We start from the raw sequence: 13,746 nt of genomic DNA on the forward strand, positions 1-13,746 counted from the left end.
GCGCCATGTCATGCCCGAAATCACCGGGATTGCCAATCGGTTGCGGGTCTTTGACGGGGCAAAGATCACGTTCCCTTGAGCGGCCGTCTCACGTTTTGACTTCGACGACCTGACCGCCGGGTTCGGCGCGGTGATCCAGTTGTCTGGATAGAAATATAAGGTCGAGCCACCGCCCGAACTTGCAGCCGACTTCAGGAATGCGACCGGCCTCGATAAAGCCTTCACTCCGGTGCAGGGCCAGCGACGCTTCGTTTGCGGCCTCGATGCCCGCGACCATCACATATTTTTCGAGTTCGACGGCACGTGCGATCAGCGATTTGAGAAGCGCACGAGCCGCGCCCTGGCGATGGAAGGCAGCGTCGACATAGACGGAATTCTCCACCGTGTACCGGTAGCCGGGCCAGGACCTGAAATCACCGAAGGAGCCAAAGCCGATCACCTGCTGTGATGCTTTGGCGACGAGTACGGGCCATCCACTTTTCTTCCGGGCCAGGAACCAGTCCTGTCGTTCGGCAAGATCCGACGACCTATCGGTCCAGACGGCCGTGGTATTCACGGCAGCATGATTGTAGATCGACAGCACGCTTGGGAGATCGCCTGGTATCGCGTCGCGAACGATGATCTGCATGCGAGCCTCATGAGTCTGCGCATAAGCAACGATGAGTGCGATCTCATATATATCATCACGATTGAGCGGGGCCTGCCAGCGTCAGACGCCGACAAGCTCTTTCTGTTCGGCAGCGACTTCAACCGTCACTTCGGTTTGCGCGATCAGCCGCTTCAACTCCGGCACGCACGACCCACAGTTTGTTCCGGCCTTCAGAAGCGCGCCGATCTCAGTTGCGCTCTTGGCCTGGCCTGACGCGATGACGTTGCAGATCGTGGTGCGTCCGACCCCGAAGCAGGCGCAGACGATCGGCCCCGTGCTGCTGGCCCCGTCGCGCGAGCGACCGGACAACAACGCCCGGCGGTCGTCGTCGTCCAGGCGGTCTGTTGCGAACGCCGTCTTGACGGCATCCCAGGCGATGGCCTCGTCGGCCGGACCGACAAACAGGCTCACCTCCAAAGCATCGCCGCGATACGCCGCGGCACGATAGATTTGGCGTTTCGGATCTTCGTATTCGGCAATGTCCGTCGAACCGCTGACGCTCTGCAGCCAGGATTGCCACGCGCCGGTCGTCTCGTTCGCCGCCAGCAGATAGCCATAGCCACCGGTCACAGCGACACGCGCCCACCATACCCCGGGCGGCAGCGCCAGAGGTGCGCGCGACAGCACGAAGCCCCGTTGCGCGAATGAATGCGGCGCGATGTGCGTCGGTGTCGCCTTGCTCTCCGGCTGTCCCGAGAGTGGATCGGTCAATGGCGCGACCAGCGCGCCGACCCGGGCAGACGACGAAGTCTCCCCGCTCCAGTGGATCGGCGCGAACAGCGACCTGCGTTGCTGGCGATCGCTGACCACGACCTTCAGGATGCAGCGGCCATGATCGCTGTCGATCCGGGCAAACTCGCCATCCGTCACGCCGAACTCGCTAGCGTCGTCGGGATGAACTTCAACAAACGGTTCGGGCAGATGCTGTCCCAGACGCGGGCTGAGGCCGGTGCGGGTCATGGTGTGCCACTGGTCGCGGATACGGCCGGTGTTAAGCCGCAATGGGCGATCGGGTGATGTCGCCTGGCGCAAATCGGGGGTCTCGGGCGCAATGAAACGCGCCTTGCGATCGGGCCAATAGAACCCACCCTCGGAGAAGAACCGCGCCTGCGGACGCGCCTCGCCGGCCCGGAGCGGCCAGGCCACGGGGGGCATGATGTCGAACGCCGCATCCGGGATGTGGCCGAGCGCGCCGATGTCGAAGTCACGGCTGCCGTAGTTCTCGAATGCCGACAGGCGGGCGTGCTCACGAAACACATCGCCGGCGCTCTTGAAGCTGAACGCGTCACGAAATCCCAGCCGTTTCGCCACTTCGCTGACAATCCACCAGTCGGGTTTGGCTTCGCCGGCCACCGGCATGAAACGGCGCTGGCGCGAGATCCGGCGCTCGGAGTTTGTCACCGTGCCGGACTTCTCGCCCCAGGCCTGGGCCGGCAGCAGCACATGGACGCCGGAATTGACGGTGTCGTTCGACAGCACATTTTCCGATACCACGAACAGATCGAGCTTGGCCAACGCCGCGCGCACGTTGTCAGCGTCCGGCAACGAGACCACCGGATTGGTGCCCATCACCCACAGCGCCTTGATCTCGCCGCGTCCGATGGCTTCGAACATCTGCACGGCCTTGAGCCCTTCGTGCTTGGCCATGTGCGGGGCACGCCAGTAACGCCTGACGCGATCGACATCGGTCGGGCTGAACGACATGTGCGCGGCGAGCTGGTTGGCGAGACCGCCGACCTCGCGGCCGCCCATCGCATTCGGCTGCCCGGTCAGCGAGAACGGCGAAGCGCCGGGCTTTCCGATCCGCCCCGTCGCCAGATGGCAATTGATAATGGCGTTGACCTTGTCGGTGCCCTGAGCCGACTGGTTCACGCCCTGCGAATAGGCCGTCACCACCCGTGGCGTCGTCCGAAACAGCTCGAAGAAGCTGAGGACGTCGCTCTCCGCGAGCCCCGTCGCTTGCGCCGTCGCCGCCACGCTGCCGGCAATGCCGCGCGCGCGTACCAGTGCCTCCTCAAAACCCGACGTGTGCTGTTCGACATAGTTGCGATCGATCGCGCTGCTGTCTGCGAGATGAACCAGCAATCCGCTGAACAACGCCGTGTCGCTGCCCGGCCTGATGCCGAGGAACAGCTCAGCGCCCTCGGCCGTGTCGGTCCGGCGCGGATCGATCACGACCATCCGCGCGCCGCGCTGCTGCTTGTTCTGCATCATCCGCTGGAACAGCACCGGATGACACCAGGCGGCATTGGAGCCGACCAGCACCAGCAGATCGGCCTCATCGAGATCTTCGTAGCAGCCGGGAACCGTATCGGCGCCGAAGGCACGCTTATGTCCGGCCACCGACGACGACATGCAGAGCCGCGAGTTGGTGTCGACATTGGCGGTGCCGACAAACCCCTTCATGAACTTGTTGGCAACGTAATAGTCTTCCGTCAGCAACTGGCCGGACAGATAGAAGGCGACCGAGTCCGGTCCATGCTTGGCCACGATATGCTGGAACCGCTGCGCCACATGATCGAGCGCATCGACCCAGGCGACCTGCTCGAGCTTGCCGTTCGCACAGCGCACCATCGGATGCAGCAGCCGTTCCCTCGCGCCGAGGGTTTCACCAAGCGCCGATCCCTTGGAACAGAGACGGCCGAAATTCGCTGGATGATCCGGATCGCCCGCGATCACAGCACCGCCCTTGCCGTCGGGGGCCGCGAGTACGCCGCAACCGACGCCGCAATAGGGGCACGTGGTCCGCGTGGTTTTCAGGTTGGGATCGATCGCGGTCATGCGATATCCCGCATGACATGCCGTTCAGCGCTGAAAGCGCGATGAGAGTCCGTTAGAACGGATGGAAGGACAGCGTGCCGAAGACCACGAGCGCGATCACCGTGAAGGCGCTGTACAGAGCGATGGTGTGCAAGCGATCGTCTGCCTTCGGCGACACCGAACGGGCATAGGAGTGCAGACGTGCTTCCGAGAGCAGTTCGCGCATGGACCTCGATCTCCAGCGGGTGGTCATGCGCTATATTCGGGGTCTGCCGCGGTCTCCCGCAAGGCACGGCGGAAAATAACGAAAATCTTGCCTGCCGGCGCGGCCGTCTAGGCAAAGATTCCTTCAAGTCCCGGTTCCGCGCCTGCTTCATTTCCCTCATTCCAGTCCAAAAGCTGCATTTTTCAGCAAATTGTCGCCGCACCGCCTGCACACCACCGGGCCGGATTCGGCCCAGACGCCTCAATAGACGTCCTGCTGATACCGCCCCTTCTTCTTGAGCTCGGTGACAAAGGCGACGGCTTCATCGATCGAGCGTGCGCCGAACTGCGCGGTGATATCGATCAGTGCCCGCTCCACATCCTTGGCCATGCGCTTGGCATCGCCGCAGACGTAGACGTGAGCGCCGTCGGCGAGCCACGACCACAGTTCGCGCCCGACTTCGCGCATCCGGTCCTGCACATAGAACTTCTCGGTGCCATCACGCGACCACGCCAGTGACAGCCGCGTCAGGTGGCCCGCGGATTTCATCGCGTTGAGTTCGTCGGCATAAAAGAAATCGCAGTCGCTGCGCTGATGCCCGAAGAACAGCCAGTTGCGCCCCGGCGCCATGGTGGCTTTGCGTTCATGCAGGAAGGCGCGGAACGGCGCGATCCCGGTGCCGGGACCGATCATGATCACCGGTGTAGTCGGATCCTGCGGCAGGCCGAAGCCGTGCGCCTTCTGCACATAAACCGGCAGTGTGTCGCCGGGAGTGATGCGTTCAGCCAGAAACGTCGACGCGAGACCAAGCCGCTTGCGCTTGCCGATCACATAACGAACGGTGTCGACGGTCAGCGACAAACGGCCAGGTGTGGCACTGTGCGACGACGAGATCGAATAGAGCCGCGGCTGCAACGGCTCCAGCGCTTCGACAAAGGCTTCCGGATGCGGCCGGATGCCGGGAAATTTCTGCAGGGTCGCCAGCACATCGAGATTCGTCGCGTCGCCGTCGGGATCGCCGCCCTGCGCCAGCGCGCGGGCTTTTTCCCGCACGGCGCCGCCGGAAATGAACGACAGCAGCTCGAACAGGCTGTCCGGCGCCGGCGCCAGCGACACATCGTTCTGCAGCACGTCGCGCAGCGTCTTGCCGTTGACATCGGTGACATGCGACGCACCGAGCATGGCGATGATCTGGTCGACCAGGCCGAGATCGTTTTTGGCGAACACCCCGAACGAGTCGCCGACGACATAGTCGAGCCCGATTGTCGCGAGATCGAACTCGATATGCCAGGTTTCCTTCTCCGAACCCGGCTTGTTCAGCAGCCGCCGCGACAGGAACGACGCCATCGCCGGATTGTCGCGGGAGCGGCCGCGGGACGCGGCATCCGGTTCGACGACCGCCGCAGGCACAACGGCGTCCGTCGTGTCCGGCTTTGCGGCCGGCGCTTTGTCAAGTTCCTCATAGAGGCCCTTGAGCATCCGCATGGTGTCCTTGCCGCCGGGCACGCAGAGATTGAGCCGGCTCTCCTTGCGGCTGGCGATCACCTCGGAATAGTCGTGGCAGTTGTAGCCGCACTGGCCGCAATCCTGCTGCGCCATCGCCGCCATCATCCGGCGGGGCAGCGGCCGTCCCTCGGCGAGCTTCATGCGCTCGGCCATCGGCATGGTCTGGTCGTGCCAGGGCGCCTCGCCGTCGTCGCCGGTCGCCTCCTTCATCACCGCGGCGCCCTGCTCCGGCGACAGCGGTGTGACGCCGCCATCGAGCGATACCAGCCCGGCGAGGAATCCATTCAGCCATGAGCGCTGCTCGGCAGAGAACGGCGCGTTGTCCGGGATCAATTCTATCGTCGCCTGGGGTGACATCTGGTTCATTCCACGCTCTCCGCCATGCGCCTGATGGCGTCGGTATCATAGCGGCCGGCGAAGCCGACAAAAGTCTCTGACGTATCCGTCCGGTTCGCGAGATAGGACTTCAGCACGCGCTCGATCGTGCGTGGCGCGTCCTCGGCCTTGACGTCGCGATAGAGTTCCCGCGCCATGGCGCCATCGGGCCCGAACCCACCGCCAACATGGACGTGATAACCGTCGACCGTATCGCCGTCGTCGTTCACCGGCACGCGCGCGCCGATCAGCCCGATGTCGCCGATATAATGCTGGGCGCAGGAGTGATGGCAGCCGGTCAAATGAATATTAATCGGCGTGTCGAGCGCAACGTGCTGTTCGCACCAGGCGGCGATGGTGTCGGCATCTTCCTTGGTGTGCGCGCCCGCGAAGCGGCAGCCGGTGGCGCCGGTGCAGGCCACGAGACCCGTGCGAATGGCCGATGCTTCCGTCGCCAGCCCCAGCGCCGTGATCGCGGCGGCGACCTCTGCCACGTCGGCGTCGGCGATGCCCGACAGCAGCAGGTTCTGCCAGACGGTCAGTCGGATGTCGCCGTCGCCAAAATCCTGCGCCAGCTTCGCCAAGCCGCGAATCTGCGCCGGCGAAAGATGGCCGAGCTTCAGCGCGACGCCGACCCAGTTCAGGCCGGCCTGCTTCTGGCTGTGCACGCCGAGATGCGCGCTCCGATCGAAAACAGGCCTCGGCGACACGGCCTCGGCCGGCACACGCGTCAACGCAAATCCGAGTTTCTCCTCGACTGCTTTGAGGAATTTTTCGAAACCCCAGGCATCGAGCACATATTTCAGGCGTGCCTTGTTGCGATTTGTGCGGTCGCCATGCTCGATGAAGACGCGCACGATGGCATCGGCGATCCAAGTCGCCTGCTCCGGCCGCAGGATCACACCGGTGTCGCGGGCCAGGTCCTTGTGGCCGGTGATGCCGCCGAGCGCCAGCCGATAGTAGACGCCGGCTTCGACGCCATGTCCCTCGCCGACCTCGACCGCCTGGAACGCGATGTCGTTGGTATCTTCCAGCACGGGGATGCGCCCGGCTCCGTCGAACGCGACATTGAACTTCCGCGGCAGCCCATACAGCGCACGGTCGTTCAGGATATGAAAATGCCATTCGCGCGCATGCGGCCGGGTGTCTAGCAGCTCCTGCGGATCGATCCCCGCCGTCGGCGTCCCCGTCACGTTGCGGATGTTGTCCGCGCCGGAGCCGCGCGAGCACAGGCCGAGATCCTGCAGGCCTTCGATCACGTTGATCGCATTCTTCGGCTCGATCTCTCGGATCTGCAGGTTGGCGCGGGTGGTGACATGGGCGTAGCCGCCGGCGAACTGCTCGGCGATATCGGCCACGCCGGCAAACTGCCAGTGCTTGAGAATCCCGTTCGGAATCCGCATCCGGCACATATAGGAGCTCTGCGTCGGCGCCACGTAAAAGATGCCGTAATAACGCCAGCGGAAGTTGTCCGCCGGCTTCGGCGCCGCGTTGCCATGGGCCTGGGCTACGAGACGCGGATAGGCATCGAAGGGATGTTCGTCGCGTTTGATTTTTTCCTGCTCATTGAGCTTGCCACCGGCAGCGACGGTGCGGTCCTGCGCCTTCAGATGAATCGCATCGGGGCCGACAGGCTCGGAGCGTGCCGGCGCCGCGGTCCGTGCCAGCCGCGATGCGCCGAGCCCGGAGACGAAACCTTCGAGATAACGTTTCTGGTCGGGAGAGAAATCGCCGGACATGGTTATGCGGCTCGTTTCTCGGCCAGAGCGCGGCCGAACATCAGGTCATCGCGAATCGTGCCGACCGGCGCGGCGGTACGGATCAGGTCCAGGTACCAGAGTGCATCCTGGGTATCTCCAACCAGCACGGCACCGGTCAGCCGGTCGTTCTCGACCACCAGCTTCTTGTAGGTGGCGAGCCGGGCATCACGCAGCACGATGGTCTCGCTGGTCTGGCTGCCAAGGAAATCGCCGGCCGAGAACACATTGACGCCCGACACTTTCAGATTGGTGGCGACTACGCTTCCCTCATACTGTGCGCCGCCCTCGCCGAGCACGTTGGCCAGCACCCGCGCCTGCTCATAGGCGGGCTCCACCAGCCCGTAGCAGGTGCCACGATGTTCGGCGCATTCGCCGAGTGCGTAGACACCGGCGACCGAAGTCTGCATCCGGTCGTCGACCACGATGCCGCGGTTGACCGTGAGGCCCGCCTCTTTGGCCAGGCCCGCATTGGGGCGGATGCCGGCGGCGAAGATCACCGCATCGGTGGGAATGGTCGAACCGTCGGCAAACGTGATGCCTTCGACAGCCGTCTCGCCCACGATATGCGAGGTGCTGGCCTCCAGCATCACCTTGACGCCCTTGGCCTCGACCAGGCGCTTGAGCAGTGCGCCGGCCGGGGTGTCGAGCTGCCGCTCCATCAGGCGGTCCATCAAATGCACCAGCGTGACGGCCGATCCGGCCTTTGCCAGCCCGTAAGCCGCCTCCAGCCCGAGCAGGCCGCCGCCGATCACCACCACGCGTTTTTTGTCGGCGGCAAGCCGCAGCAGCAGGTCGACATCGCGGCTGTCGCGGAACGTGTGCACGCCATCGAGTTGCGCGCCCGGCACGTTCAGCCGCAGCGCCTGTGATCCCGTGGCGAACACCAGCTTTGCGAACGGCACGCAGCGGCCATCGGCGAGCTGCACGGTCCGGTTATCGACATCGACCGCTGTCGCCGCCTGTCCATAACTCAGCGTAACGCCGCGGTCGCGCCACCATTGCGCGGGTTTCAGCTCGATGTCGGCGGAGGCGACGTCGCCGGCCAGCACCGACGACAGCAGCACCCGGTTATACGCGAGCCGAGGCTCGTCGCCGATGATCGCCACCGCATATTTGCCGAGCGCGCGCTTGGCGAGCTCTTCCGCCAGCCTCGCGGCCGCCATGCCGTTGCCGATGATGACAAGAGGTTCACTCATGAGGGCCGCCTCGTTCTGTAATGATTACGCCGCTTCCACGAAGCGGTGACGCTCATAGAGGAACTCAAGCACGCGCTGCCTGCACTTGAGATAAGTCGCATTCGACGCCAGTTCGAGCCGCTTGCGCGGATGCGGCAGCGGCACCTCCAGCACCTCGCCGATCCGGGCGCTGGGGCCGTTGGTCATCATCACGATCCGGTCCGACAGCAGCACGGCCTCGTCGACGTCGTGGGTGATCATCATCACCGTGTTGTTGAGCTTCTGGTGCAGCGCCATCACCGAGTCCTGCAGATGCGCGCGGGTCAGCGCGTCGAGCGCGCCAAACGGCTCGTCGAGCAGCAGCACCTTCGGCTCCATGGCCAGCGCGCGCGCGATGCCGACACGCTGCTTCATGCCGCCGGAGATTTCCGCCGGCCGCTTATCCTTGGCGTGCGCCATCTGCACCAGATTGAGGTTGTGCATGGTCCAGGCATCGCGCTCCGCCCGGCTCTTGGTGCGGCGGAACACTTTGTCGACGCCGAGCCGGACGTTGTCGTAGACCGTCAGCCACGGCAGCAGGCTGTGGTTCTGGAACACCACGGCGCGATCCGGCCCCGGCGAATTCACCTCGCGGTTCTCCAGCAACACACCGCCATTGGTCGCCGGCGTCAGTCCGGCGACGATGTTCAGCAGCGTCGATTTTCCGCAACCGGAATGGCCGATGATCGAGACGTATTCGCCCTGGGTGATGGTCAGGTTGATATCCTTGAGGACCTCGGTCGTGGCCTGGCCGCGGGTGAAGGTCTTGTCGATGTGATCGAGCTTGAGATAGGCGTGCATGACAATTCCCTTCTCAGTTGTTGGCCGTGCCGTGGGTTACGATGGTGGCGATCAGCGCAATGATGCGATCGAGCACGAAGCCGATGACGCCGACATAGAACAGCGCCAGGATGATTTCGCTGATGTGCGAGGAATTCCACGCGTCCCAGATGAAGAAGCCGATGCCGACGCCGCCGATCAGCATTTCCGCGGCCACGATCGCGAGCCATGACAGGCCGATGCCGATGCGCAGGCCGGTGAAGATGTAGGGCGCCGCCGACGGGAGCATCACCTTGCTGAAGAACTCAAGCGGATTGAGTTGCACCACCGCGGCGACATTGCGATAGTCCTGCGGGATATTGCGGATGCCGACCGCGGTGTTGATGATGATCGGCCAGATCGAGGTGATGAAGATCACGAAGATCGCCGAGGGCTGGCCGTCGCGGAACGCCGCCAGCGACAGCGGCAGCCAGGCCAGCGGCGGAATGGTACGCAGCACCTGGAAGATCGGATCGAGGCCGCGCATCGCCCACACCGACTGGCCGACCAGGGTGCCGAGCCCGACGCCGGCGATCACCGACAGCGAATAGCCCAGCGCAACGCGCTGCAGGCTGGCGGACAGATGCCAGAACAGGCCCTTGTCGATGCCGCCGCGGTCGTAAAACGGATCGAGGATCAGCTCTTTGGTATCGCGCAAGACTTTCGACGGCGGCGGCAGCGTCGCGCCGGCCTTGCGGCACAACAGCTCCCACACCACCAGGAACAAGGCGATGACGATGACCGGTGGAATCACGCGCACCGACGCTTCCCGGGCAAACTTCACGAGCTTCTCGGTCAATGGCGGCCGCTTCGGGGTGATGGTCAGGATCGGCGCGGATACCGCCGGAATTTCCGTCGCGGGCTCGGTCTTCAGCGCGGTCATATTCATGTTTCAAACGTCTCCAAATTCAAAAAGGGCGGACCGCCCACAGAGAGGGCGGTCCGGGTTGATCAGACGTCGACGCGCTTGATGGAGAGCGACTTCAGGTACGCGGCCGGATTTTCCGGATCGAACACCTTGCCATCGAAGAAGGTTTCCTTGCCGCGCGAGGTCGATGTCGGAATGTCGGACGCGGCGACGCCGAGTTCCTTGGCCGCCTCCCGCCACAGGTCCTCGCGGTTGACCTTGGCGATCAATGCTTTGGCATCATAGTTCGCCTCGTACTTGCCCCAGCGGATATCTTCGGTGATGAACCAGAGGTCGTGGCTCTGGAACGGATAGGACGCCTGATCCTTCCAGAACCGCATCTGCTGCGGGCTGTTTTCGACCACGCGGCCGGTGCCGTAGTCGAACTTGCCCTTCATCCGATCGGTGACGTCCTCGACCGGCACGTTGATCCACTGGCGCTTGGCGCAGATCGCCGCGGTTTCTTCGCGGTTCTCCATCTTCTCGCACCACTGCTGGGCTTCCATCACCGCCATCAGCAGCGCCTTCGCGGCCTTCGGATACTTGTCCACGAACGCAGCCCGAAGACCGAACGACTTCTCGGGGTGTTTGTCCCAGAGTTCACCGGTGGTGAGCGCCGTGTAGCCGATGTCCTGATGGATCAATTGCAGATTCCAGGGCTCGCAGACGCAGAAGCAGTCCATGGTGCCGACCTTCATGTTCGCCACCATCTGGGCCGGCGGAACCACGATGGTCTCGATGTCCTTGTCGGGGTCGATGCCGCCGGCGGCCAGCCAGTAGCGGATCCACAGATCGTGGGTGCCACCGGGAAACGTCATGGCCGCCTTGATGGCCTTGCCGGAGGCTTTCTTCTTTTCGAGCGCCGGCTTGAACGGCGTGGTGTCGACGCCGATCTTGAGATCGCTGTATTCCTTGGCGACCGAGATGCACTGGCCGTTCAGGTTGAGGCGCGCCAGGATGTACATCGGCGTCGGCACGTTATTCTGGGTCACCTTGCCCGCGGAGATCAGGTAGGGCATCGGGGTCAGGATATGCGCGCCGTCGATGCCGTTGCCCTCGGAGCCCAGCACCAGGTTGTCGCGCGTGGTGCCCCACGAGGCCTGCTTCTGCACCTCGACATCGGGCATGCCGTATTTGGCAAAGAGGCCCTTTTCCTTCGCGACGAACAGCGGCGACGCATCGGTCAGCGCGATGAAGCCGAGTTTGGCTCCCTTCACTTCCGGCCCGGCGCCTTGCGCAAACGCGCCGCCGGGAAAGTTCAGCTTGATGGATGCAAGCAGCGCGGCGGTGCCTGCCCCGGCTTTGATCAGTGTGCGCCGATTGACGCCACGGCCGTTCGATCCCTCGTTGGATCCTTTGGTGGTTGTCGTCATCTTGTCCGTTTTCCTTTTCCGGTGTGGCCCAAATTCACTGCTGCCGGTCCGGTCTCTCATCTCGCCCAAAACGACAAATGCCGCCCCCGGCTGAAACCACCTACGGCGGCTCCCTCCAGGACAGCGGCATTGCTGCTTGGTCCTCCAGCGGACCGTCGGCCTTCGTCTCAGCCTGCCAAGCTTTATTCAAACTCCGTGCCAGTTTTAGAATGCGTCTAAGTCTTTGAATAAATTATAGTTCAAAGAATCAGCCGGCGGCGCGCAGCTCGTCAGCGCGGCTGTCCGATTTGCAGAAAGGTTGATTTTTGTGCAGCGCGCAATAATTAGGCAGCGCGAAAAACGATCCCGTCAGGTTGGCGGCCGCCGCCTGATCACGAACGAGCCAAGGTGCCCGGCAATGTCGTTGGGATCGAACGCCGGTCCCGCGAACGCACCGATCCCGTCCCCGACGACCCGCGCGGGCGCCGAAGCACCGATCGCCGCATCGTAGAGATCGGGCCGGAACACCGACTTCGCAATCCGCAGGGCCTCGGTCGTGGCGGCGGTTTGCCCCCAGCGCACCATCTGGGCGTAGAGCCAGGCGGCCTGCACCGGATCGGGTCGCGCCGCATCTTCGCGACCGACCAGAAGATAGCGGCCGCTTTCCCGGATCCTGCCGTCCGGAGACACCTTCAAGCGGCCGTCGAGGGTGCGGCGAATGACTTCGGCATCGACACCGATCCGCTCGGGAGCGGCAAGGATGTCGGCCGCCACCGCGCGGTTCTCCGGCTTCTCGATAAAGGCGGCGGCGCGCTGACAGGCGCGCACCAGCGCGGCGACGGTATCGGGGTTGTCATCGGCCCAGCGCTGGCGCACCGCCAGCACCTTCTCGGCCGCGCGCACCAGAATGTCGGAGACGAAATGCAGGATATGGCCGACGCCGAGATCGACCGCGATCGAATTCCAGGGCGCACCGACACAGAACGCATCGACATGGCCATTGGCCAGGCTGTCCACCATGTAGGGCGGCGGCAGCACCACCAGGCGGACGTCCTCGTCGGGATCGACGCCGCCCGCCGCCATCCAGAACCGCAACTGATAATTGTGGGTGGAGAATGGAAACGTCATGCCGAAAGTCAGCGGCTCCAGCCCGTTGTCCCGTCGCGCCGCGACGACACGAGCAAGCGCCTTTGCTGTCGCCATCGGGTCGGTCGTCTCACCCTCGATCTGCGCCATGATCGCCGCATGCAGCGCCGGCGAAATGGTAATCGCGTTGCCGTTCACGCCCAGCGTGAAGGGGGCCGCGATCGGCACTTTGACGTGGCCGAGGCCTAGGCTCGAGGCGATGGCGACCGGCGCCAGCAGGTGGGCGGCGTCGAACAGCCCGAGATTGAGCTTGTCGCGCACGTTGGACCACGACACTTCGCGCACCAGCGTGACGTCGAGCCCCTCCTCCGCCGCGAATCCCTTGTCGACCGCGACAATCAGCGCGGCGGCATCGACCAGGGGAATGAACCCGACACGCAGGGACTTGCTGCTCATTTCAACATCTCCGCGGCCGTGATGATCGACTGCGCGATGTCGGCGATCTTCTTCTTCTCGCGCATCGCGGTCGATCGCATCAGCACATAAGCTTCGTCTTCGGTCAGGCCCTTGAGTTTCATCAGCAGGCCCTTGGCGCGGTCGATGACCTTGCGCTCTTCCAGCGCTGACTTGGTACGGTCGAGTTCGTCCTGCAGCCGCGCGAACGCGTTGAAGCGCGAGATGCAGAGATCCAGCACCGGCTTGATCCGCTCTTTTTTTAGGCCGTCGACGATATAGGCCGAGACCCCGGCATCGACCGAGGCCTGGATCGAGGCGGAATCGCTCTGGTCGACGAACATCGCGATGGGACGCCGGACAGCCCGGCTGACCTGGAACATCTGTTCCAGCACGTCGCGGCTGGGGTTTTCGAGGTCGATCACGATCACGTCCGGATCGATGGCGTAGATGCGGGCCAGGAGATTCTGCATCTCGCTGATATGCTCAACGGTGGTAAATCCAGCCTCCCGCAACCCCTCCTGCAGGATGGCTGCCCGGATCGGACTTTCGTCGACAATCACGATCTTGGTCGATTCCGCCGGCATCCAATGCTCTTTTACCGGATAAACCGGTCATAATGGCCATGTTTGTCGCAACCAGGCGCATCATTGGGCCCGA

Annotated in this window: 11 protein-coding genes; all 11 read right to left on the minus strand. The window is 63.8% G+C overall.

Annotation, left to right across the window (positions count from 1 at the left end):
• Positions 1 to 88 precede the first annotated feature (88 nt).
• Positions 89 to 628 carry a GNAT family N-acetyltransferase gene (locus RS897_RS32405; protein ID WP_315832753.1) on the minus strand — a complete coding sequence of 180 codons (540 nt, stop codon included), beginning with the start codon at positions 626 to 628 and terminating at the stop codon, positions 89 to 91.
• 81 nt (positions 629 to 709) lie between these two features.
• Positions 710 to 3,430, minus strand: a complete 2,721-nt coding sequence (locus RS897_RS32410; RefSeq protein WP_315832754.1) for a molybdopterin-dependent oxidoreductase — start codon at positions 3,428 to 3,430, stop codon at positions 710 to 712.
• A gap of 52 nt (positions 3,431 to 3,482) precedes the next feature.
• Complete coding sequence (locus RS897_RS32415) at positions 3,483 to 3,635, minus strand: hypothetical protein (protein WP_315832755.1); 153 nt, start codon at positions 3,633 to 3,635, stop codon at positions 3,483 to 3,485.
• 240 nt (positions 3,636 to 3,875) lie between these two features.
• Positions 3,876 to 5,486 (minus strand): sulfite reductase subunit alpha, encoded by a 1,611-nt coding sequence (locus RS897_RS32420; protein WP_315832756.1) that lies wholly within the window; start codon positions 5,484 to 5,486, stop codon positions 3,876 to 3,878.
• Complete coding sequence (locus tag RS897_RS32425) at positions 5,483 to 7,234, minus strand: NirA family protein (RefSeq protein ID WP_315832757.1); 1,752 nt, start codon at positions 7,232 to 7,234, stop codon at positions 5,483 to 5,485. The genes RS897_RS32420 and RS897_RS32425 overlap by 4 nt, the downstream gene beginning before the upstream one ends.
• Positions 7,235 to 7,236: 2 nt before the next feature.
• The gene (locus tag RS897_RS32430) at positions 7,237 to 8,451 is read right to left on the minus strand and encodes an NAD(P)/FAD-dependent oxidoreductase (RefSeq protein ID WP_315832758.1); all 1,215 of its coding nucleotides are present in this window, start codon (positions 8,449 to 8,451) and stop codon (positions 7,237 to 7,239) included.
• Between the two features lie 24 nt (positions 8,452 to 8,475).
• Entirely contained in the window at positions 8,476 to 9,270 is a 795-nt protein-coding gene (locus RS897_RS32435) for an ABC transporter ATP-binding protein (protein WP_315832759.1), read from the minus strand.
• A gap of 13 nt (positions 9,271 to 9,283) precedes the next feature.
• Entirely contained in the window at positions 9,284 to 10,177 is an 894-nt protein-coding gene (gene ntrB / locus RS897_RS32440; RefSeq protein WP_315832760.1) for a nitrate ABC transporter permease, read from the minus strand.
• A 62-nt stretch (positions 10,178 to 10,239) separates the two neighbouring features.
• The gene (locus tag RS897_RS32445) at positions 10,240 to 11,568 is read right to left on the minus strand and encodes a CmpA/NrtA family ABC transporter substrate-binding protein (protein ID WP_315832761.1); all 1,329 of its coding nucleotides are present in this window, start codon (positions 11,566 to 11,568) and stop codon (positions 10,240 to 10,242) included.
• A 348-nt stretch (positions 11,569 to 11,916) separates the two neighbouring features.
• Positions 11,917 to 13,089, minus strand: coding sequence for a CmpA/NrtA family ABC transporter substrate-binding protein (locus RS897_RS32450; protein WP_315832762.1), 1,173 nt, complete (start codon positions 13,087 to 13,089; stop codon positions 11,917 to 11,919).
• The gene (locus tag RS897_RS32455) at positions 13,086 to 13,673 is read right to left on the minus strand and encodes an ANTAR domain-containing response regulator (protein ID WP_315832763.1); all 588 of its coding nucleotides are present in this window, start codon (positions 13,671 to 13,673) and stop codon (positions 13,086 to 13,088) included. Before RS897_RS32455 ends, RS897_RS32450 begins: the two co-directional genes overlap by 4 nt.
• Positions 13,674 to 13,746: the final 73 nt, after the last annotated feature.

The organism is Bradyrhizobium prioriisuperbiae (genome assembly GCF_032397745.1).
Classification (GTDB): domain Bacteria; phylum Pseudomonadota; class Alphaproteobacteria; order Rhizobiales; family Xanthobacteraceae; genus Bradyrhizobium_A; species Bradyrhizobium_A prioriisuperbiae.

Coding starts and splice junctions, on each gene's coding strand:
- RS897_RS32405 (WP_315832753.1), bottom strand. CDS start 628: ATGCAGATCATCGTTCGCGACGCGATACCAGGCGATCTCCCAAGCGTG.
- RS897_RS32410 (WP_315832754.1), bottom strand. CDS start 3,430: ATGACCGCGATCGATCCCAACCTGAAAACCACGCGGACCACGTGCCCC.
- RS897_RS32415 (WP_315832755.1), bottom strand. CDS start 3,635: ATGCGCGAACTGCTCTCGGAAGCACGTCTGCACTCCTATGCCCGTTCG.
- RS897_RS32420 (WP_315832756.1), bottom strand. CDS start 5,486: ATGAACCAGATGTCACCCCAGGCGACGATAGAATTGATCCCGGACAAC.
- RS897_RS32425 (WP_315832757.1), bottom strand. CDS start 7,234: ATGTCCGGCGATTTCTCTCCCGACCAGAAACGTTATCTCGAAGGTTTC.
- RS897_RS32430 (WP_315832758.1), bottom strand. CDS start 8,451: ATGAGTGAACCTCTTGTCATCATCGGCAACGGCATGGCGGCCGCGAGG.
- RS897_RS32435 (WP_315832759.1), bottom strand. CDS start 9,270: ATGCACGCCTATCTCAAGCTCGATCACATCGACAAGACCTTCACCCGC.
- ntrB (WP_315832760.1), bottom strand. CDS start 10,177: ATGAATATGACCGCGCTGAAGACCGAGCCCGCGACGGAAATTCCGGCG.
- RS897_RS32445 (WP_315832761.1), bottom strand. CDS start 11,568: ATGACGACAACCACCAAAGGATCCAACGAGGGATCGAACGGCCGTGGC.
- RS897_RS32450 (WP_315832762.1), bottom strand. CDS start 13,089: ATGAGCAGCAAGTCCCTGCGTGTCGGGTTCATTCCCCTGGTCGATGCC.
- RS897_RS32455 (WP_315832763.1), bottom strand. CDS start 13,673: ATGCCGGCGGAATCGACCAAGATCGTGATTGTCGACGAAAGTCCGATC.